The organism is Vibrio sp. 1F255 (assembly GCF_041439145.1).
In the GTDB taxonomy this organism is placed as follows: domain Bacteria; phylum Pseudomonadota; class Gammaproteobacteria; order Enterobacterales; family Vibrionaceae; genus Vibrio; species Vibrio crassostreae_C.
Map to the genome: position 1 here is coordinate 58,015 of NZ_JBGONQ010000024.1, position 21,234 is coordinate 79,248.

Here is a 21,234-nt window from a genome sequence, read left to right on the forward strand (position 1 = left end):
GGAAGATCATGTCGGCAGAAGCACAAGCACCAGAACAAGAAGCAGCTCTAGTTGAGTCAGGCTCTCTTCTGGATAGCATTTTAAATGAGACTCGCATTAAACCTAGTGATGAGGGTTTTGACGTTGCAAAGCGTGGCGTTGAAGCATTCATTGGTGAGTTATTAAGCAGCTCAACAGTAGAAAAAGTAGACCAGTCTTTAGTTGATTTGATGATCTCTGAGATTGATCAAAAGTTGTCTAAACAGGTTGATGCAATTCTTCACAACGAAGAAGTTCAAGCGATTGAATCAACATGGCGTGGTCTTAAATATCTTGTCGATCACACGGACTTCCGTGAAAACATTCAAATCGAACTTATTTCGGCTAAGAAAGACGAAGTTCTGGATGATTTTGAAGATGCTCCTGAAGTAGTGAAATCAGGTTTATATAAGCAGATTTATACTCGTGAATACGGTCAATTTGGTGGTAAGCCTGTAGGTGCCGTTATTTGTGATTACCAACTATCTGCGTCTTCGCCTGATATTAAACTAATGGAATATATGGGTAATGTAGGTGCTATGTCTCATGCACCATTTATTACTTCTGCATCTTCTCAATTCTTTGGTTTAGATTCTTATGAAGAATTACCAAACTTAAAAGACTTAAAGTCGGTATTTGAAGGTCCTCAGTATACTAAGTGGCGCGGATTCCGTGAGCACGAAGACGCACGTTATGTTGGGCTGTGTACATCACGTTTTATGCTGCGTACGCCATACTCAGTTGAAGACAACCCAATTAAGGCGTTTGACTACGATGAAATGGTTACGGACAGCCATGACAATTACCTTTGGGGTAACTCAGCTTATGCTATGGCTTCAAAGATCAGTGAGTCGTTTGCAAAATATCGCTGGTGTCCAAACATTATTGGCCCGCAAAGTGGTGGTGCGGTAACCGATTTACCGGTTTATAACTTTGAAGCGATGGGTCAGATCGAAACTAAGATCCCAACCGAAATTCTGGTTTCTGACCGCCGTGAGTATGAACTTGCAGAAGAAGGCTTTATGGCTTTAACAATGCGTAAAGGTTCTGATAACGCAGCGTTCTTCTCGGCAAACTCAGTTCAAAAACCAAAAGTGTTTGCGAATACACCTGAAGGCAAGCAAGCTGAGATGAACTACAAGTTGGGTACTCAGCTACCTTACATGTTCATTATTAACCGCTTAGCTCATTACATTAAAGTACTTCAACGTGAGCAAATTGGTTCTTGGAAAGAGCGTACCGATTTGGAAGTTGAGCTAAATAAATGGATCCGTCAATACGTATCTGACCAAGAGAACCCGCCAGCAGAAGTTCGTGGTCGTCGACCGTTACGAGCGGCTAAAGTCGAAGTGTCTGACGTTGAGGGTGACCCAGGTTGGTATAAAGTATCGATGTCTGTTCGTCCTCACTTCAAGTACATGGGCGCGAGCTTTGACTTATCTTTGGTTGGTAAGCTAGACCAATAATAAGTTTGGAAATAAATAAGCGGCCAGGTTTACTGGCTGCTTTTTTTCTTAGAGTGTTATATGGAAAAAGGTTACCGATTATTAGAACGAATTGAACTTGGTGAGCCGAAAAATTGTTATGAAAAAGTGGTTTCACATAGGCATTTAATTGAATCCATTCATCTGCACCTTGCTGATTTGCTTAATACTCATGCGGGTAATTCAATGATCGATCGGGAATATGGCTTACCTGATTTCAATGATGTTCTATCGAACAACACCAATTTAGTTCGTCACATCCAAAAGAACATCACTTCCACAATAGAAAGCTTCGAACCTCGGCTACGAAGTGTTGAAGTACATTACCGAGAAAATCACAACAACCCTCTTCAATTAGGCTTTGGCATATGCGGAGAAGTCTTACACAACGGTGGAAAAGTTCCGATGTCTATCGATGTCTATATGGGAACTGACGGCCAATTTAACGTTTAGTAGGTGCCCATTGAGTAACAGTAAATACTTTCAAGATGAACTCACATATCTACGAGAATCCGGCAGCGAATTTGCCAAGTACAATCCAAAACTGACCAACTTTTTGTCTGAAGGAACATTCGATCCTGATGTAGAACGTCTTCTTGAAGGTTTTGCGTTTCTTACTGGCCGTATTAGAGAAAAGATTGATGATGAACTCCCAGAGCTCACTCAGTCGTTAATGACGCTGTTGTGGCCACATTACATGCGCTCGATTCCTTCGTTATGCATTAGCGAACTAACGCCACACTCCGGAAGTGTCACTGAAAAAACAGTGGTAAAGCGCGGGGCTGAGATGGCTAGTGAACAAGTGGAAGGTACGCAATGTTTATTCAGAACCTGCTATGACGTAGAGCTTTTCCCCTTAAAAATCACAAGCATAGACCAAAGCAACAGTCGAACAAGCTCATCTGTTGAGGTGACACTTGCGACTGAACATGGGCTAGAGTTATCTCGTATCGGGTTAGATAAATTAAGGTTTCATTTACATGGTGAGATCCATATAACTAGAATTCTTTTCTTATGGATATTTAGATACTTAGACTACGTCGAGTTAGACGTGGGCGGTGGGTATAAACGTAAACTTGGACCTGAATTTGTTAAACCGGTTGGGTACCAAGACGACGAAGCGATACTGCCATATAGCGACAATTCATTTGCAGGTTATCGTTTGTTGCAAGAATATTTTTCTTTACCAGACAAATTTATGTTTTTTGATATTACGGGTCTCGATTGGCTAAAAGGGATACCACAAAGAAGTACCGTGAACCTTAAATTCCATTTTAAGAGAGCATTACCTGCCGAAGTTGTCCTGAAAGATAAGCACTTAAGGTTACATTGCACGCCAGCTGTGAACCTATTCGAAAAAGATGGTGATCCAATTCGGCTTGAACATCGCCGAAATGAGTATAAAGTTCGGCCACAGAGTGACAACCAGGATCACTACGAAGTTTATTCAATAAACCAAGTAGAAAGTTGGAGCAAAAATGAAAGGCGACGAAAATCTCTTATTGAATTTGAGTCCTTTGAACACCAAATAAATCAAAGAGATAAACGTGATTTCTACAAGTCAAAAGTTTCAGAGCGAGTGAGTGGAAGAGGGCTTGAGCGTTATATATCTTTTCATACCCACAATGGGGATATTGCAGACCTAGGAACCGAAACGGTTTTGATGAAGTTATTGTGCAGTAATGCAGATTTGTCTGAAAGATTGTCTGTAGGAGACATCATATATACCACACATAAATCTCCAACTTACGCCACGTTTAGTAATATTACTAAACCTACGCAATCTGTTAGCCCGCAAGTGAATGGCGAACTCCAATGGCAACTGATTGCTAATATGTCATTGAATTATCTATCGCTCTCTAATATTGATGTACTCAAGGTTTTACTGTCTACATATGACTTCCATTCTAGAGTGGATAGGCAGGCTCATAGGGCTTCGTTGCACAGGCTTGACGGCATTATCTCATCAGAAATGAAACCTATCGATAGAGTGTTTAGAGGGGTATCCGTTCGTGGTAATCAATTTAAGCTTAAGATGAACTCTAGTTTTTTTGTCAATGAAGGGGACATGTTTTTGATGGCAAATGTATTGAATGAGTTCATACGCTTATATTCAAGTGTTAACTCATTTACAGAGTTAGAAGTCTACGATGAACGCAGTGGCGAAAGCTACCAATGGGCAAGTTTAACTGGACAGCAAACAATCTTATGATTGATGAATTATCAGAAAAAATAAACGAATTTAGCTTTTTTCAAGCAGTTTTGTTGTTAGAGAAGCACTACCAACTATTACCGGGCAGTGATTTTGTAGCGGTTGGTGAAAACAAATATTTTTATCAAGAGAGAATTGCGTTTAGTGTCTCACCAAACCTCTGTTTCCCCAAAAGTGATATGGAATTCATCAGTCATATGGAAAGGTCTGGTGAGCACTATTCGAGAATTGAAACTAACTTTTTAGGATTACACGGTTCAAGTTCACCTTTGCCCGCGAACTATACAGAAAAATTAGTAGGTAGAGATGATGATGATAATCCAGTTAGAGACTTCTTTGATTTCTTTCATAATAGATATACCAGTTTAATCTATCGTGTTTGGAAAAAGTACCGTTATCATGTTCAGTATCAAAGCGATGCAACAGATGACTTTTCTGGGCGTATGCTGCACCTAGCAGGGTTGTCTAATGTTATTCAAGAGTCTGATACGATCGGGCTTGATCGTGCAAAGATTTTGTCTTACGTCAATCAGCTATCTACCAGGACACGCTCTCCGAAACTGATTTCTGGCATTGTTGCGCACTATTTTTCATTACCAAGTGTTCGAATCGAAGAGTGGGTCTTTCGAAGAGTAAAAATTGCCGAATGCCAAAGGAATCAATTAAATAGAACGAATTGTATTTTGGGTTCAAATTTACATTTAGGTAAGAGCATCCCAGATCTAAACGGTAAGTTTAATCTTTGTATTGATAACATTGATTTCGAGACGTTCCGAAAGTTCTCCTATGGAGGAGATTTCCATAAAACTTTAGTGGGGTTGATGCGTTTTATTCTTCGTGACCCCATGTCTTGGGATTTAAAGCTAACCGTTGATTTAGACTCAGTTCCAAAGAACCAACTCGGTCAAGGTGATGGGACGAGTTTGGGGCAAACTTTTTGGTTGGGTCAAGCAGGTACGAACGATGCGAAGATTAGAGTAATTGGAGGCATTTAAAAAAGCCGCTCATAAGAGCGGCTTTATTTTTAACGACTGATTGGCTGGTGTAGCACTACTGTTGTATTGAGAGAGCGAATGCCATTGAAAGACTCTATCTCATTACATAAATGGTGTATTGATTGCAGATCAGGAGCTTCAATCAAAGAAATAATGTCGTAGGTACCCCCAACAATGCTTGTAAGTCTGACTTCAGGTAGTTCTTTTAATGCATTACTTACATCATTTTTCTTACCTTTTTCACAAGAAATTAGCAAATAACTTGCCGCTTTTCTCCCGTCATTTTCTACTCTTATTTGTGCCGTATACCCTTTGATAATACCGGTTTTTTCAAGTCTGTTGATGCGTTCAGCGACTGCTGTTCGCGACAAGCCGATGTTGCGAGAAAGATTAGCAATCGATTCTCGCCCATTGGAGAGTAGATTCGAAAGAATTTTACGATCTAGTTTGTCTAAGCCTTGTAAACTAATGTTGGACATCATGTGTTCTGCCTTTTCTGAATTATTATTGTATTTGTATTTGTATTTGTATTTGTATTTGTATTTGTATTTGTATTTTTACTATATAGCTTCGGGTAGAGTGAAGTTATACAGCTCCGCTAACGTAAACGGGTTTTTCTGAGTCAAAGGAGTGATTCGCAAGCTCAGATCTCTGCCTGATACTTTTATATCACTCACGAAGCTACCGTTATGGGTATTTGTTAACGTTGAGTCACCAAATAACCGATAGATAGCCCATTGACCATTCTTGCTCAGTACATGTTGTTTACCTTCGTCTGTTACATCTTGAATTGTTATACTGATATTGAAATCTCCATTTTGAGGAGGCCACTCAAGTTCACGAATTCTGCTGGGACCATGGTAATAGTTGATATTTGAGTCCGCTATTTTTAAGCTTGCTCTGATCGCACTCGAATCCAGATCAAGTACCTTCGCACTAAATGGAAGGTACAAACGGTTTGTACTCTTGTTGATTAGTGTATCTCTGATGACATTGTAATTTCGTAACTGAACAAGCAGTTCTGGTGAGAGAGGCATAATTTCACCTTCTACTTGTTTTGGCGTCCATAGGTTTGTGTCATAAAAAGGAGCGAAATTTTTATCGATAAATGCATCAAGCAAGCCTCCCGATGCGAAAAGCAGCTCAAAGTCTTCGATCGAAATTTCTTCTGTTGCACTTAGATCAAAAGGGTACCTTCCTAAACCTAACTCTTTGAACTTAGAATAGATCTCACTATACCAAAGAGTCTGTATTCCTTTTGATGATTCAGAAATCATCACGGACCAGCTCTGGTTAACTACGTCTAAAAGCCAACTTCTTACTGGCTCAGGAGATTTTTGTGCAATTTGTTTTAAACGAATCAGAGGATCGGCATCCGTACTACTCATCCGGTGTTGTGCTGCAGACAACGCTGCCATTTGAGGGTCCGGTGCGTCTGCTATATCTTTCATATACGTACGAACTCTGCTCAGTGCAGTTATCGTTTCATCCCATGGTGTAGGGGAGTTTGGGGTTTCGTTAATTTGCAATTGATTCAAGATGTGGAAAGCTTGTTCAACTCTTTTCATTAATAAGTAGTCAGGCTTTACAACTTCTTCAACGAGTTCTGGTGCTGCTTTTACGGCACCCGCAAGTTTAGGGTTAACTTGAGCCATTAATGCTCCTTGTTGACCGATCGGTGAAAACTGCGTGTTTGTATAAACTTGTTTTAGAACCGTTGTCATCGGAGAAGATGGGCCAGAGATCAGATCAATGGCGTTAGTAATCTCCCCTATATTGTTATAACGCTTTACTTTTAGTTCGCTTAAAGCATTTCGCCAATAACTGATGTAGTCATCCGTATATTTTTTTCTTACTTGCTTCTTGAATGTCTCTTGTTCTTTGTCTGTTGGGATTACGTGGTTTGACAAACCCAATACCCAGTTGTCGGTGATGACTTGTTGCGACATTAAATCGACGCGAGGGCGGTAAAACGTACTGAAGCCTGTAGATGTGTAAACTTTATCGATTTCTAATCGTTGAGGATCCAAGTTGTCGTTGAAGACATTATTAAAGTCGAAACCGACTGCTCGCTGTAAATTCAAAGTGCCTAAATCAATGTCACCTGCTTGTTGTAACAAGCTGGCGTACACAAGATCTACATTTGAACTAGAGAGTAGAGAACGTCTTGTCGCACGCACCATATTCATGTTGATCGATACAGGTTCAAAATCAGTGCGGAAATATGCGTCCAAATATTTCATCACTGTCGTGATCGTGTCTGGTTGATCACTGAGTTTTTGGAGCGTTGACATCGTTTGCTGACGTAGAAATTTTATCTCGCGTTTTGTAGGATCATTCAACATTAAGTAACCTTTTAGTAAAGGCAGTGCATTATTAACGTTGTCTTGATTTTGTGTTAGTTGCAAACGATAACCTTGCTCAATTACTGGCATTAAGTGGTTTCTAATTTGCATTATGAGGGCGTTATAAGCGATTTTCGTACTTTCATCGAGACGACTTACATTCATATTCACAAGTTCATTATCTAGCGCTTGTGAGCCACTAAGCCATGCTTGATAAGATGGTTGTACAGTTTGGATCGCACTTGAAAGAGAACTTTCAAAAGAATTGCCTTTTGGGTAAGACGATTGTGAATCATCTATACCAATAAGCTGACTAATCACTCTCAGGTTGTCATCTAAAGTCGTTGAAAACAGGTAAGCACCACTACCTAGTAAAATAATGGAAGCTGCAACGGCTAGACGGCTCTGCCTCTGGATCATCCTAAGGTAAGTCTTGTTTTCACCTGCGAAATCAGATTCAGGCAAGATCTGAGAGTCCATTAAGAAACGCGTAAAATAGGGCGTTTCTGTTAACTGAGTATGTTCCGACGCAATGATCGGCAAGTTAAAGTAGTTGCTGCAACTCTTAGCTAATAGGTTGTATTTTCTACCACCTTGGATATTCGATATAAAAAACACTTCACGGATATCAAGAGAATAAGACCCAGTATTGAGTTCTGAAAGTCGTTCTATCACAGAAGCAATTTCAGACTGACACAATTCGAATTGTTTAGGGAATGCTAATATGGCTTGCTTCTCGTTAACTTCATTAGAGTGAGACGACGAATCTAACGCATTGCTCTCCATTACTTTTACTAAATTACGGAAGCTATCATGGTAGTACTCAACAAATACACCTTTAGCTTCCTTTAATGGAATTGATAGAAATTCAACCGAGGTCTTTAAAGAACTAAAGTGTATGTATTCCTTAAATCCTTCTAGCTTGTCGAGCTTAGACATCATTAAATATAAAGGGATCGCTGAAGATGTTTTTTCACTTACTGATTCTAATCGATGGTTAAGCGCGGTTAACGTGTAATCGATTTGTTCGGTTTCAGAGACAATTAGAAATTCAAAATCGATAAAGAAAAGACAACCTGAAAATGGCTTTCTAGGCTTGTGTTTAATGACCTCATCTACAAATGTGTTCCACAGAGCGCTATCGTTACTTGATACTTCTTGAAACAATAGGCGTTGATCCGGTTTGATATACACGGCGGAGTCTGACTCATACCATTCGAAAAAATCATTCTTTGCAGTACGAGTCTGATCCATTGGCTTGATTGCACTGGAGTTAAGTAGAAACTGAGTTCGACCCGCGTATTTATTGCCAATCATTAAATAGATTGGCTTTTTATTGGAACCAGAAAGAAGCGGACGGATGACCATGGCTAATGCTTCTTCTTCTGTTTCCAGCTTTAGGGCTTTAGTGTTGTTTTTCTTTTTTAGCCACAACGTTACCTGAAACAACGAATAGAAAATTGTTATAGCACCTAAAGCAATCCATAGGTAAAACTTGTCTGTTATATCTAGCCAAAGGATATAGATTGCAGCGATCGTAGCAGCAAGAAAGAGGAAAATGGCCGTTGATATAACAACAGGGTTCCTCATTAGTTTGTGTTTTAACATAAGCCTATTTCGTTGTTTTGAGTTTGTTGTAATACCGAGTCTTAAGACGGTTTTATGAGTTTTACGGTTTATTTGCTGACAGATCTGATTCTAAGGTTTTTATTTTGTGTAAATAGACGTTCAGTATCCGAAGAGATTTCTGTAGTTCTTTTTGTTGTTGTTCTTTTTCTGCATATTCAATGCGGCCAATCAATGGAAAAAGAGAGTTACTGTACTCATAAGCTCGTGCAGTCTTTTGACTTTCACTTCCTCTAATTACATTCGCAAATACAGACCTGGCGTTAGAAAAGCGTCGGTGAAGTTGGGCGTAATCTGTGTTTAACTTTTCTTGTTCATTGGTGAACTCTTGGCGTAATCGTAGAATAGAAGACGAGTCCGGATACAGCTTGGTCAAATCAAGCGTCAATCGGTCTAAAATATCGATCTGATACACTTTGATTGGATCGGCAACCCAACCTTTCATTAGTGTGTCTAATTGGTTTACGACATTAGGTCTAACATCTTGAGAAATAGGAGCATATTCATATCTTAATGAATGTGCTATTTCATTAAGTTGTGAGATATCAGATGTGATGATTTGTTTAGTCAGATCTTTTAGTTGGTATTGCTTATAAAAGAAGTGAGAGGACAATGCTAAAGCAAGAAATCCGGCTAACAGGTAGACGACTAAATAATTAGAGGGTGTTTTATCGTCGACTTTCGATGTTGTTGCAGATTGCTTATTTGACACATCAATTTTAATGGTTGATGGTTGAGCCACTGGTGTTGGTTGTTTATTTTCTTCTGGAGCTCGGTACTTTCGTTGATTCTCTGCTTCGCGCAGGTTTGCTTCTGTCTCTTTATGTTCATCAACCCATTGCTTTAAGATTCGACGTACCCCACCTAATGAAGGTGCTTTTATACCGTAATGTAGTCTTAGTTCTTCTTCAATTCTCATACATAAGCGATGGCAAGTTTCGATCAGCAGTACGTCGTCGGGGTTTGTTTTAATCGACTTTATTCGTTTTTCTGTGTGTTCAACCATCCAGTCTATCGCCCCAATCCTTGCGTTTGATTTTGTAATTTCTGGATATGCGGTAAACCAATAAACGACGCATAAGTCCAGAATAGAACTGAGTCCGTCAGCTAAACCTTTTAAGCCATCATTATGTGTTGCTGCGACAGTAAAGTAGCAACTACAACGGAAATCTTTGCTGTTTTTCGAAAGTATCGTTTTTGAAAGAGACTGAACCTTTTTCCAAGAGACTCTCCCTGTCACCTTATTAAGGTTATTAATTTGACGTTTTATCTCTGTAAAATCATCTAATGCGTTTGGGTTAGTTCCGCTAGGCTTTTCTTCGTCAATAGGCCGTCTTGTGAAATCTGAGGAGAACATAATCTTGATATCCAACTGTATATATAAAGAAATCGAAATTTAGCGATAACTAATAAATTTAGCCTCGCTTGTTTTTTATTTATATTTTTCAAGGATTCTATAGTCAAACAGAATCCTTGAATGTTAAAAGATTTGAAAAGTTCTTAATTTCAGCACTATGTGACGTTATTCACAAAAAGATCAAAAATGTAACAATTTACGACTAGGTTTTATGAAATTTCAGTGATGAAAGTCACATTTATGGTCTTTTTGGGGAGAAATAATATGAATCTAACTATTCCTACGTGTGGTGCTTTGTTGATTAATAATTACTCTTGTCAATGGTTGCATAAATATTAACTAACACTAAATTAGAAAAATGCTGTAAATGATTATGCTATAGGTTAAAGATAAAAAAGTGGCATGTTAGGTTTTTTGAATTTTGTAAATGCTAATTTTCTTGTATTGAACAACCTTCTTTCTTTGGATGGTTGTTGGTCGTTTGATTTTTCAATTATTGATAGTTTTGATTTTATAAATGAATTTTATTTGTAATTATTCGTAATGCATTTTCTTGTAGATATATCGTTTTTTTTGCTAGTTATAATGTCGTAAATGGCGGGTGTGACCGTCTCCTTATTGTAAAAGACATAATACTTGCTATCTTGCGCATCTAGTTAATATATGGATGAACTCAGAGGGAAGCATGCGAAACCTAAGTCAAATCGGTCTAATATCCACAATGTGTCTTTTTTCGTCCATCGCAATCGCGAAGGGTGAAAGATATGGTGGTTCAGTAAATATGCTGAGCATAGACACTATAGAATATGAAGAAGGACCGAGTGGCCAAGTAGATGCTCTGCGTTACGGGTTCGTCCATACACGTCCAATTGATGAAAGTAACAACCGATGGCGTTGGTGGCTAGGTTTTAATTATTTGGCTGAAGACGACATCGAAGCTCCAAAGAATGGCGTTTATAACGAGGTAACCAATTACGAATTTCGTATTGTGCCTCAGTATGCTTTAGGTAGCTGGTCGGTGTTCACACCTTATATAGGTGCAGGCTTGTCTTTAGGTTACTCGCAATACTCAAACCGTTGGAAAGTTGACGACCAAGGCTTTCGTGACGGCGAACAACTTGAAGATATCGATCAATTTGAAGCTGGCGCTGTTGTGACTTTTGGTAGTGTGATCAAGTTAGGAAGTAACCCAGACGCTCATTTACAAATAATCCCGCAAGCTTCATACATCTTACCTTTTTATAACGAAGGTCTAGGTGGTGTCGAGTTTAGTGTTTCTCTTCTGTTTTAAAGGCTATTCATGCGTATAAATCAATTGGTTTTGGTGATCTCAAAGTGCCCAGAAGAATACGTTGGATCTAAGAGCATAGAAATGCCTGAAGAAGGTGGTTCTATCGGTCGAGAAGCTGGATGTACAGTTTCATTGACTGATCATAATCGTTTTATATCAGGTACACATTGCCTTTTAAGCATATATGGAGATACCTATTACATTAGCGATATCAGCACCAATGGAACGTTGGTTAATGGGAATAAAATCCTGAAGAATCAACCTGTCTCATTGTGTGACGGTGATAGAGTGTCTTTAGGTCAATATGAAGTGAGTATTTCTATTGAGTTGGTAACGACTTCATATGACATCGCTTCAGAAATCGCGCCAGAAAGAGACTCTACAGATCCTTTGATGAATTTGGAAGAATCCGTTGTTGAGGAAGAAGCAGAGACAGGCGCGCTTGAAGATCTCTTCATGGAAACGAAACCTGATGGAGTAGATACTCATGATCCCGTCGAGCACTTAAAATTCTCAATGCAGAGAGATGATGATTATTTGGTCCGAGACGAAAGTAACGAAAAAAATCTTATGAAGTCATCGATAGAACCACAAAGGCAAGTTGTTGATGACAGTTTAAGCATCCATTCTGAGTTCGACCTCCCTAGTCTGATTCCTGAAGATTGGATGGGGATGGAAGAAGAACAGCAGGCGAACCTGAATGCTCAAGACATCGCTGATGATCAAACTAAGATACCGAACCGTTTAAAACCAACAAACATTGAAGGTACCGATTTTAAGTCAGATACGCTTACCGGCAGTTCAGATGTTCCCAAGCGTAAACCGACAAAAGTACCGCCTGTTACTATTATCCCTAATTCCGCAAATATACAAAGCCACAAGTGGGAAGAGGTGACACAAGAGTTTGTCCCTCATACCGAACCACAAGAGCAGCCTGTTGAAAGTGAGAGTAGAACTCAGAGTAATACCGCATTGAGTGAAACTTCTTACGAACATGAAAATGTAACACATGCATTCTTTGAAGGACTGGGTGTTGATTTAGAGTCTGACACGAAACATGACGCTTTATTTTTTAAACAAATGGGCGCTTGTTTGCGATTGTGTATCGATAATTTGTACAAAGATTTACAGAGTGTTGAAGAGCTTACTGACGAAAGCTCCTTTGCTCACAATAATCTTAGCCTAACTACATTGATGTTAACGCTAAATAGTCAAAATCTATTGGCTCCAAATGAGCTAATTGAACAGATACTGGATGAACTTAGCGAGCACGATACCTTATATGCGAAGGCAATTAACGATTTGGTATTGGAGCAACTAAAAGCGAATGATCCTCAGCAGTTTGCAAACACTTTAAGCCAGGAAACGCGCTTCCTTAGTAAGTCAAAGCTATGGCAAAAGTACAGCGAACATTATGAGCAGAATACTCGACAATTCAATGAGTCGACATTTAAAGCGTTGATGAAAGACAGATACAGTAAGGTTGCAAAAGCTGATCATGCGTAAACTTATAATCCCCATTACCTTGTTTCTATTATCAGGTTGCTCTATGTGGGAGCAATTTAAAGAATCATCTGGAATTACACCAGAAACATCTTCAATTGAACTCGTGATAGAAGCGTCAGAACTTCTCAATGTACGAGAGCAGGGACAATCTTCGCCGGTCATTCTGAGAGTTCATGAACTCACTTCACCTGTTTTATTTCGTAGTTTGGATTTCTTTGCTCTATTCGAAAATGATAAAGCGTCCTTAGGTGATGAGTATATTAAACGATATGAATACCAACTGCAGCCGGGCGATGAGCTACATGAGATTTTAGAGTTAGATCCAACGACGCGAGCATTAGGTTTTTCTGTGGCATTCAGAGATATTGATGGCTCGTCTTGGCGGAAGGTTGAAGTGATCGAAGAAAAAAGTGAGTATTTTCTGAGATTAAAAGTAGAGGGTAGCGAATTATCTTCGAACAATACTCGCGGTATTGAACAGACGTATTTTTAAGGAACTGACGAATGTCTTTATATAACCCAGTTGTTTGGCAAGATGGTATGTTCATGAAGCCTCAACACTTTCAGCAACTCGATAGGTCTCAAGGCAAGTTATCTAACATGCTTAGCTCTAATAGCTCTCCCTTACACTGGGGAGTGAAAAAAATTGAGATTAACACTGAGCTACTGGCACTTGGTAAAATCGGGATCACACGAGCAGAAGGTATCTTACAAGACCGTACTCCATTTGATTTACCGCTTCTTGCTGAGCTTCCAGAAGTAAGAGATGTTGACCCTTCTATTGCGGATAAAGTGGTGTACTTATGCTGTCCACTGCCATCAGAACGATCTGAACTCTTTGGAGGAAATGGAGACGGTGCTCGCTATAACATGGAAACCCAAGAAGCCGTAGATGCATGTTATGAATCAGAAGATATGGCAAGTATTGTGGTGGGTAAGCTTAACTTTTTCTTAATGTACGATCATGAAGATAAGAGTGCATATACATCAATTCCCATTTTGAAAATTTCGGAAGTGAAGCCAGACGGAAGCATCATTCTGGATGACAACTATATTCCGACGTGCATTGATATTCACGCATCTACAGTTTTGAGCAAGTTCGCGACGGAATTCGCGTCAATGCTTAAACACAGAGCCGAATCGATTGTTCAGCGTTTAGGGGTGGTTGACCAACAGGGCGTATCATCTGTTGCTGACTTTATGTTGTTACAAGCCTTAAATCGCTACGAACCGTTGTTCTGGCATTTTGCAAGCGTAGAGGGTGTTCACCCAGAGTCGTTTTACCGAATCCTATTACAAGCTGAGGGTGAATTATCCACATTGTGTTCTGCATCTCGCAGACCACAAGAGTTCACCAAATATAACCACAGCCAACTTACTGATTGTTTATCTCGGACACTTGATAGCGCGAAAATGACACTCAGTGTGATGTCAGAGCAACGCGCAATACCTCTAACATTGAGAGAGCAAAGCTACGGAATTCGAACAGCAGCAATTCCAGACAGTAAAATTGTCGAATCTACGACGTTTATTCTTGCTGTTAAAGCAGACGTACCGCTTGATATTTTACATACACAATTTGTGAGCCAAACTAAGATTGGTTCGATCGACAATATTCGCGATCTAATTAACTTACAATTGCCGGGCATTGAAATGAAACCAATGCCAGTGGTACCTCGAGCGTTGCCTTATCATGCAGGTTATACCTATTTTGAGCTCGATAAAGCGAGTGACGAATGGAATGCATTGAATAACACAGCTGCCATCGCTGTCCATATTGCAGGTGACTTCGCGAACTTGTCACTACAGCTTTGGGCTGTACGCCTATGAGTTACGCCGAAAACGATGTCACAGTAGTACTATTTCAACCAGAGCCAGGCAAGCCAATGGAGGTTATGCCTGCACCTGATTTATCTAGAAATATTGCGGTAAGAGACCTAAATGTTGAGAGTATGGGTGTTAATCCTTTGGTCGATCAGTTTACTTGGTTAATCGCCAGTCTCTCATGCATGTCTTCGATTCCTTGGTTGGACGACCCTGGCCCTTTTAGAGAACAAGTTGCACGAGAAATTCGCAAAGGTGAGCGAAAGCTCAATGAAATGGAGTTGGATCGAGCATCAATATTGGTCATACGCTATTGCTTATGTGCTGCGATAGACGAATCTGTATGTCGACAAGAGTGGGGGGCGAACAGTCATTGGAGTACAAATAGTTTGTTGTCTGAGTTTCATAACGAAACATCGGGTGGCGACAAGTTCTTCACCATCTTAGAGCGCTTAAAAGCTGACCCTCGAAAATATAGACACGTAATAGAATTCCTCTATTTGTTGCTGCAGCTAGGGTTCCAAGGCAAGTATGGTCGAGAAGAGCGTGGCAACGAAAAGCTTTCAGAGATAGGAAATACTATCTATCGCTTAGTTAGAGACGAGCGTTTAGCTGAGCAGGAAAAAGTAACGTTAGTTAACTTAAAGGCGAAGTACTTAAAAAAACCGCTCAAACGGGTTATTTCCCCTAAGTTAATTCTTGGCGTCAGTACTGTCATCTTTGGCGTTATGTATGCTGCGACTTACTTGGTTATTGACCTAAAATTTCAGCAGCTTTTGGATGTGTATCAGTAGCATCAGATTTAATTGTGAGATCTTCTGTCCGTTTTTAAAAATAGACTCGAAGTAACAGTCTCATCCTTCATTTTCACTACGTACTTAGAGAGATTGCAGCCTGCGATCTCTTTTATCATACATCTATTGGAATTTAATTGGATTTACTATGGGCGTAACAGTTTGTGCGAATGGACTCAGCGTAGTTCATCAAGGCTCAGGAGGAGAAGCGAACGCAACACTCCCTGATGTTTGTTTAACAACAGTCGGCAAACCTGTTGTTCCTATCCCTTATGGTAACAATGCAAAGTCCGCCGATTTAGTAGGCGGCACCACGACCGTCTCTATGGATGGCGGTAACAGCATTGCTATTAAAGGCAGTAAATTCAGCGCCAGTACTGGCGATGCAGGTGGTGATAAAAAGGGCGTAGCCTCAGGCACTATTGAAGCCGAGGCCGAATTCATATCAGCTTCTCCTACCGTTAAGTTCGAAGGTGTCGGTGTATGCCGCCTTTCTGATCAAATGACCATGAATAAAGCCAACACCATGTGTTTAGGCGGTGCTCAAAACCCTTCGGTTTCTGTGACAGAAGAGCAAGAAGGGACGTATACGGTAGACCTGTTTCTTTCTTATTCTGATGGAGAACCTGTTCAAGGGGCTACATATAAACTGATTGATCAAACCGGCGCTTCCTTTGAAGGTACATTAGATAATGTAGGCAAAGCTTCGGTGAGTGGGGTTGCACCTGGTGAATTTAACATTGACTATGGTGAAGATAGTCGCGAATTCATGCCAAACATCCCAACTAAAACCAACCCTAATTTCAACCCAAATGCGAATGCCCAATTAATTATTGAAGAAGCCAAACGAGGTGAGGTTGGTTTCTGGGAAAATTCTTGGAAGAGAATGTCTGGCGCTGCCAGCTGGATCTGGGGGGTAATTTTAGGTGACTTTAATGATGATGCATCGGTAGAGCAAATCATTGCAAACACAGCGCTGACAATGATCCCCGTCGTAGACCAAGCAGCAGATGTACGAGACCTTTCAGCAAATATCATGACACTATTAAGTGAAGAAGAACGAGATAAGCCAGAAAATTGGTTGGCACTCTCTTTGACTTTGATTGGTTGTGTCCCAACGTTTGGCAGTGCAGTTAAAGGTACATGTAAAGTTGCTTTGAAAGGTGGTAAAGGTACATCGAAAGACACTTTACTCGCGGTACTTCGTGGTATGGGTAAAGGTGACCCAGAAAAGTTCTTACGTACATTAGATTGGGTTGATTACGCCAAGCAGGCGAGCAATATTGTATCTGATGTTCTAAAACCTTGTATCGAAGTGGCGAGTGAGCTTGCTTCTTACGCCAATCGCATGGGAGCAGATGAACTAGCAGAATACTTCTTAAAGCTAGCCGATGAAGTGAAAATCATCGATAAAATGGTGCCGGATAAACTAAAAGAAGCGATGGGTGAGTTTGATAAGCTTTTTGCTCGAATCTTAGATAAGGGTGAGAAAACTTACCCAGCAAAAGTAAAACATAATACCGGCGAGTCTGCTCAGTCAGGAAAGAACTCTGCAAAGGCGAATGAAGAGAAAGATAAAAAGCCTGTTAGGTGTAAGATCTGTCGCCGAATTGCAGGGAAGAAAAACGGTCAGTGTAAAGACGCATTAAAAGCTAGATATAGTTAAAAGGTAAGAGCTATGCCAATAAGAGAAGGTAAAGGCAAGTGGGCGCGAAGCAGCAGTTTGAGAGACTCAAAAGTTAAAAAACACCACCCATTAAACTTCAAGTTAAGATCTGTTGCATCCCATCACGTTGTATCTTGTGACTCGCTATCTCGGCTGTCCGAAGCTAGACAGCAACAAATCGTGAGGAAAGGGTATGATGTGAATCATCAGAAAAACTTGGTAATTTTACCAACTGTAGATGAAATATCATGTCAATATAGTGTACCGCTACACAAATCTGGGCATACTGACAGTGATTTAATTGCACACTATGAGGAAAGGACTGGTGAAGAAGTTGAGGTTGAATTGGCAAGCTTAGCAACAGCTCCGGCTTCTAGAGAGTCTATTCAAGAAGATGTTGTATCACTAAACGCTGCACTCGGTTACCATAAAGTTGTTGCTAAGAAATTGGCCTTTAGGCTGAAATCAATCAATTGCGACACACTTCCTAAAAACTATATTGAAACAATTGATGATGTTTCTATTGAAATTCTCAGTGATATAGCGAGTTTTGACCTTTTGTTGATAAGCAGAGGGAAACTAATGGAAGAAGGTGATAAAGGATGTGCGCGTTGTATTAAAAAATCTGTCCGGCATACGCATTACACAAAGCGTTTTAGATCACTCTTCAAGCTCAAAAAGCGAGTTCCTGAGCAAGTAACGGTAGATTCATTTAGCTATATACCCGGAAAATATCGCCTTATGAGTGTAAGAGAACAAAGCAAGATAATCACCAAACAATAGAGAGGTATAAGATGGAGTTTTCGGTAATCTCAGAGGACTTTATGAGAAGTCCTACTGCGTTCCAATGTGTGGACACTCGGGAGTTTCTATATAGTACAAACAACTACCAACCAACAAGTTCGGAAAGCCCAATTCTGTGGGAGGATAAGAATATAACTTCTACTATGGTCCATCCAATAGCAGATAATGGTGATATCTGTGTCACAAAGGGGTTTGCGGAACTTGTAATGAGTTTTGATCCGTATGGTGTAGAGTTTTATCCTGCATCACTATCGACTAAAGACGGAGATATTACAGAGCGATATATACTAGCTTTGAATAACATACAAGATGTCGTCGATCATGAACGAAGTGTTGTAGAAGTATCGCCAAATAGTGGAAACCTAATCATCCACCGCTTGTTTCTAAGCTCTGAAAAAATATCAAATATTCCATTCCAGAAACGAGTCGTTTATAGGGCAAAGGGGGCTGATACCGCAGTTTTTTTTGCGCCAGAGATCTATGATTTACTCAGTAATGATTCTAGATTTTCTTTGGTTAGAAAAATGAAGAAGAATACATCTATGCGCGCACCTAAGTTTTAGGAAAAAATAATGAAAGAACAATATCATTTACTAACTAAACAAGACCTAGGTAACTTCCCGTTCCAACAAAGCCCCAAGCCAATAGTGCCAGTAGAGCCTGATTTACTGCTTGAAATGACGTTTTCTCCAAAGCTATTTATCATCAGCGATGTTGCATCAAAAGTGGAGAAACTGGTCATACACGGAGTAGAGTGGTTAGACGCGCGCGTGGATTGTTCTCCAAGCCAACCAACAGATGATCAAATTAAAGTTTACGAAGACTATCGAGTGCCTTATATCCATCAAACTTATAAATTGACGGATAAAGAAAAACAATACGGCAAGTTGAACTGGTTAGACATTGAGTCAACGGAGTTTGATTTTTCTAAGTTAGAGAATATTCCACTCGAAGAAAGGCTGATCTTCAAACTAGAAGAAGATTATGGTTTGGTTTTTATTCACCAAAGCGTGATTGATTTACTTAAGCAACATGTTAATGATGTTTGGGTTCGAGATGTATAAAATGAAAGCGCCTGAGGCGCTTTTTTTTAAGTCATACTGGTTACGTTAACTTCTGATACATAGCAATAGTTAAGCACTTAGATCTTTTCAATCTCGGGCAGGGTGTATACCTTCATTGATTCAACGTTAGGTTGATAGACACGTAATAAGAAAGACCAGTTGTCTTTAGGGGTGTAAGCAAAGTTTACGTTATTACCATCCGCATGTTTTTTACAGTCTAAACCACCGAATACCACCGTGAATGTACCGTCTTCGTTTTGCGTCAGTCCTTGATTGGTCGAAACGATGTTATTCTCGTTCGACATGAGATAACCTTTTGAATCGTAGACAGTGATTGAGTAATAACCTAGGTCACTAGCTAATTTAGGTGCTTCGTATGTCGCTTGGTAACATTGTTCACCTTTGGCATTCTCTAGTGCGTAAGGTGCATACATTGCGGTGTCAGCTGTCGATAGGCCGAACGCTCCAGCAATTGTGTAAGTAGTCTTTTCCCAGTCAGTCACATCTTGCGCTCGGTATTGAACTGTATCGTATGTGTCATTTAACTTATCGTATTCTGGCATTAATGCAGTACGAACTGCTTCCATAGCCTCAGTGTTTGGCTTTGGCAATCCTTCAAGATCTTGACCACCACCGATAATTTTCACTTTCGGCTGAAGCTCTTCTGTAATCCGTTTAACGTTTTGTTTTGTTCCATCTGTCGCAAAACGCAAGCCTATCAGCACATATTTTGTATCGAACATTTCAGGAGTGAACTCGTAAGTTCCTGCGCCAACCTTATAAAATGGTTGAGTGTGGTTCATATCTTGAAGGTGAAGTGTAACCAATTTCCCATCGTTCTCAGGTACAACGACTGTAAATGGTTTGGAGGTATCGATAACGCCCATTGAGTACAAGTGATCAATGGATGGTGATACAACCCAGCGAGTGTCTTTGTTCGCCAGTTCTTTGAAGTGATGAAGGTTGTTTAAGCCTAACTTAAAGTTGCGAGCAAAATTGTCAGCAAACCAAATGCCTTCTTGGTTTATGTACTCATGCACCGTCATACCATGATCTTCTGGGTTTACCGCCCACGAAGAAGAGTCAATGTTAGCAAAGACGTCTTCAATTGATTTATCTTCATTGTTAAAGCTGGTTGTGGACGTTCCTGCAACCGTAAAGAAAGACGTGACCACTAATAAAGAAAGTAGAGTTTTTTTCATTTTTAAATACCATATTCTGTTTTATTAAGTTGAGGTAATGGTAAGTAAAAGTTTGGTATTTATGAAATGACTATATAGAATCACAGGTATGACAAATATGTTATACCTGTGAGGTTGGTACTTTGAAAGCTGCGCTAAACAAGATCGATTTGAACCTACTTAAGGTTCTACATGTTTTGATAGAAGAGCAAAATGTTACCCATGCTGCGGAGCGACTTTTTCTTGCTCAGCCTTCTGTGAGTCGGAAGTTACGGAAACTTCGAGAGCAGCTTGATGATGAGCTCTTTGTTTCGACTCCACAAGGAATGAAACCTACCTACAGGTGTAATCAAATCGCAGAGTCACTCCCTGACTTAATTGCGCTGCTAGAGAAAACATTAACTCCGGTAAAGAAGTTCGACGCGTACAGCCACGCTGGGCATATCTCTTTGGCCATTAATCCGCTTTTAGGACAGTCATTGCCTCATATCTTGTTTCTATTCCTTGCCAAGCATGCGCCGAACGTGACATTTTCTTGCCACATATGGAACCAGAATACGCTTGATAATTTAGCGAAAGATAACATTCAGTTAGGCATTAATTACGACGTCCCAATAGGCAGCAAGGCCATATTGCATAAACATTTGGCCGAAGATCACTTTAAGTTGTATGCGAATAAATCCCATCCTATTCATCTGAAGAAGATTGTAGAATTTGAATATCTTTCAGAATGTCGATTTGCAATTGCACAGTTGGCTGAGTGGAATGAAAAAGAGGGGATGATGGAAAACATGTTGGTGCAAAGAGGATTGAATTATAACGAAGTCTTTCGTTCCGAAATAATCTCAAATGTCGCAGCTGTGGCAGCGCAAACCGAGGCTCTATTTCCAACTTCAGAACTGTATATCGATAATACACATAACCTAGTTGAAGTTAGTCATGCGAGGCTCCCATCATTCAATAGCAAGCAGATTTTGCTTTATCAACACAAAAAAAGGGAGTCAGATCCTTTCTACTTGTGGCTACATGAAAACATAGTCCAGTTGGTTGATGGGTTAGGTTAGTTG

At 40.0% G+C, this 21,234-nt stretch carries 18 protein-coding genes; 14 read left to right on the top strand and 4 right to left on the bottom strand.

Translation table 11 applies throughout. From position 1 onward, the window contains the following. The first annotated feature begins 8 nt into the window (after window positions 1-8). The 4 genes from tssC to tssG are packed head-to-tail and all read left to right on the top strand — an operon-like array spanning window position 9 to window position 4,709. Window positions 9-1,484, top strand: coding sequence for a type VI secretion system contractile sheath large subunit (tssC, locus tag ACED41_RS14180; protein WP_017067544.1), 1,476 nt, complete (start codon window positions 9-11; stop codon window positions 1,482-1,484). Between the two features lie 60 nt (window positions 1,485-1,544). Next, the gene (tssE, locus tag ACED41_RS14185; RefSeq protein ID WP_017064522.1) at window positions 1,545-1,955 is read left to right on the top strand and encodes a type VI secretion system baseplate subunit TssE; all 411 of its coding nucleotides are present in this window, start codon (window positions 1,545-1,547) and stop codon (window positions 1,953-1,955) included. A 10-nt stretch (window positions 1,956-1,965) separates the two neighbouring features. Then, window positions 1,966-3,714, top strand: a complete 1,749-nt coding sequence (tssF, locus tag ACED41_RS14190) for a type VI secretion system baseplate subunit TssF (protein WP_371725155.1) — start codon at window positions 1,966-1,968, stop codon at window positions 3,712-3,714. Beyond that, the gene (gene tssG, locus ACED41_RS14195) at window positions 3,711-4,709 is read left to right on the top strand and encodes a type VI secretion system baseplate subunit TssG (protein ID WP_371725156.1); all 999 of its coding nucleotides are present in this window, start codon (window positions 3,711-3,713) and stop codon (window positions 4,707-4,709) included. Before tssF ends, tssG begins: the two co-directional genes overlap by 4 nt. 29 nt (window positions 4,710-4,738) lie before the next feature. Here tssG and ACED41_RS14200 read toward each other — a convergent pair whose 3' ends face one another. The 3 genes from ACED41_RS14200 to ACED41_RS14210 form a co-directional block, all read right to left on the bottom strand. Continuing rightward, on the bottom strand, window positions 4,739-5,191 hold the full coding sequence (locus ACED41_RS14200; protein WP_017062578.1) for an Lrp/AsnC family transcriptional regulator: 453 nt from the start codon (window positions 5,189-5,191) through the stop codon (window positions 4,739-4,741). A gap of 78 nt (window positions 5,192-5,269) precedes the next feature. Continuing rightward, window positions 5,270-8,662, bottom strand: coding sequence for a type VI secretion system membrane subunit TssM (gene tssM / locus ACED41_RS14205; RefSeq protein WP_371725157.1), 3,393 nt, complete (start codon window positions 8,660-8,662; stop codon window positions 5,270-5,272). Window positions 8,663-8,723: 61 nt separating this feature from the next. Beyond that, entirely contained in the window at window positions 8,724-10,037 is a 1,314-nt protein-coding gene (locus ACED41_RS14210; RefSeq protein WP_371725158.1) for a type VI secretion system ImpA family N-terminal domain-containing protein, read from the bottom strand. 685 nt (window positions 10,038-10,722) lie between these two features. Between ACED41_RS14210 and ACED41_RS14215 the strand changes: the two genes are divergently transcribed. From ACED41_RS14215 to ACED41_RS14255, 9 genes are all read left to right on the top strand, one after another. Beyond that, on the top strand, window positions 10,723-11,328 hold the full coding sequence (locus ACED41_RS14215) for a hypothetical protein (protein ID WP_371725159.1): 606 nt from the start codon (window positions 10,723-10,725) through the stop codon (window positions 11,326-11,328). A gap of 9 nt (window positions 11,329-11,337) precedes the next feature. Beyond that, entirely contained in the window at window positions 11,338-12,834 is a 1,497-nt protein-coding gene (tagH, locus tag ACED41_RS14220; RefSeq protein ID WP_108194857.1) for a type VI secretion system-associated FHA domain protein TagH, read from the top strand. Further along, entirely contained in the window at window positions 12,827-13,327 is a 501-nt protein-coding gene (tssJ, locus tag ACED41_RS14225; protein WP_029222546.1) for a type VI secretion system lipoprotein TssJ, read from the top strand. Before tagH ends, tssJ begins: the two co-directional genes overlap by 8 nt. A gap of 11 nt (window positions 13,328-13,338) precedes the next feature. Beyond that, the gene (tssK, locus tag ACED41_RS14230) at window positions 13,339-14,664 is read left to right on the top strand and encodes a type VI secretion system baseplate subunit TssK (RefSeq protein WP_017062572.1); all 1,326 of its coding nucleotides are present in this window, start codon (window positions 13,339-13,341) and stop codon (window positions 14,662-14,664) included. Continuing rightward, on the top strand, window positions 14,661-15,452 hold the full coding sequence (gene icmH, locus ACED41_RS14235) for a type IVB secretion system protein IcmH/DotU (RefSeq protein ID WP_017064531.1): 792 nt from the start codon (window positions 14,661-14,663) through the stop codon (window positions 15,450-15,452). The genes tssK and icmH overlap by 4 nt, the downstream gene beginning before the upstream one ends. Before the next feature lie 148 nt (window positions 15,453-15,600). After that, window positions 15,601-17,118, top strand: a complete 1,518-nt coding sequence (locus ACED41_RS14240; protein ID WP_017064532.1) for a PAAR-like domain-containing protein — start codon at window positions 15,601-15,603, stop codon at window positions 17,116-17,118. Window positions 17,119-17,130: 12 nt separating this feature from the next. Next, entirely contained in the window at window positions 17,131-17,901 is a 771-nt protein-coding gene (locus ACED41_RS14245) for an AHH domain-containing protein (RefSeq protein ID WP_017064533.1), read from the top strand. 11 nt (window positions 17,902-17,912) lie between these two features. Then, entirely contained in the window at window positions 17,913-18,485 is a 573-nt protein-coding gene (locus ACED41_RS14250; RefSeq protein ID WP_017064534.1) for a hypothetical protein, read from the top strand. Between the two features lie 9 nt (window positions 18,486-18,494). After that, window positions 18,495-18,986 carry a hypothetical protein gene (locus ACED41_RS14255; RefSeq protein WP_371725160.1) on the top strand — a complete coding sequence of 164 codons (492 nt, stop codon included), beginning with the start codon at window positions 18,495-18,497 and terminating at the stop codon, window positions 18,984-18,986. Window positions 18,987-19,063: 77 nt separating this feature from the next. On the opposite strand, the gene ACED41_RS14260 is transcribed toward ACED41_RS14255, so the two are convergent. Next, on the bottom strand, window positions 19,064-20,188 hold the full coding sequence (locus ACED41_RS14260; protein ID WP_371725161.1) for a DUF1254 domain-containing protein: 1,125 nt from the start codon (window positions 20,186-20,188) through the stop codon (window positions 19,064-19,066). A gap of 122 nt (window positions 20,189-20,310) precedes the next feature. Here ACED41_RS14260 and ACED41_RS14265 point away from each other — a divergent pair, with 122 nt between their 5' ends. Beyond that, window positions 20,311-21,231 carry a LysR family transcriptional regulator gene (locus tag ACED41_RS14265; RefSeq protein WP_076668635.1) on the top strand — a complete coding sequence of 307 codons (921 nt, stop codon included), beginning with the start codon at window positions 20,311-20,313 and terminating at the stop codon, window positions 21,229-21,231. Window positions 21,232-21,234 lie beyond the last annotated feature (3 nt).

Coding starts and splice junctions, on each gene's coding strand:
- ACED41_RS14210 (WP_371725158.1), bottom strand. CDS start 10,037: ATGTTCTCCTCAGATTTCACAAGACGGCCTATTGACGAAGAAAAGCCT.
- tssE (WP_017064522.1), top strand. CDS start 1,545: ATGGAAAAAGGTTACCGATTATTAGAACGAATTGAACTTGGTGAGCCG.
- tssC (WP_017067544.1), top strand. CDS start 9: ATGTCGGCAGAAGCACAAGCACCAGAACAAGAAGCAGCTCTAGTTGAG.
- tssM (WP_371725157.1), bottom strand. CDS start 8,662: ATGTTAAAACACAAACTAATGAGGAACCCTGTTGTTATATCAACGGCC.
- tssJ (WP_029222546.1), top strand. CDS start 12,827: ATGCGTAAACTTATAATCCCCATTACCTTGTTTCTATTATCAGGTTGC.
- ACED41_RS14215 (WP_371725159.1), top strand. CDS start 10,723: ATGCGAAACCTAAGTCAAATCGGTCTAATATCCACAATGTGTCTTTTT.
- ACED41_RS14245 (WP_017064533.1), top strand. CDS start 17,131: ATGCCAATAAGAGAAGGTAAAGGCAAGTGGGCGCGAAGCAGCAGTTTG.
- ACED41_RS14255 (WP_371725160.1), top strand. CDS start 18,495: ATGAAAGAACAATATCATTTACTAACTAAACAAGACCTAGGTAACTTC.
- ACED41_RS14200 (WP_017062578.1), bottom strand. CDS start 5,191: ATGATGTCCAACATTAGTTTACAAGGCTTAGACAAACTAGATCGTAAA.
- icmH (WP_017064531.1), top strand. CDS start 14,661: ATGAGTTACGCCGAAAACGATGTCACAGTAGTACTATTTCAACCAGAG.
- ACED41_RS14250 (WP_017064534.1), top strand. CDS start 17,913: ATGGAGTTTTCGGTAATCTCAGAGGACTTTATGAGAAGTCCTACTGCG.
- ACED41_RS14240 (WP_017064532.1), top strand. CDS start 15,601: ATGGGCGTAACAGTTTGTGCGAATGGACTCAGCGTAGTTCATCAAGGC.
- tssK (WP_017062572.1), top strand. CDS start 13,339: ATGTCTTTATATAACCCAGTTGTTTGGCAAGATGGTATGTTCATGAAG.
- ACED41_RS14260 (WP_371725161.1), bottom strand. CDS start 20,188: ATGAAAAAAACTCTACTTTCTTTATTAGTGGTCACGTCTTTCTTTACG.
- tssG (WP_371725156.1), top strand. CDS start 3,711: ATGATTGATGAATTATCAGAAAAAATAAACGAATTTAGCTTTTTTCAA.
- tagH (WP_108194857.1), top strand. CDS start 11,338: ATGCGTATAAATCAATTGGTTTTGGTGATCTCAAAGTGCCCAGAAGAA.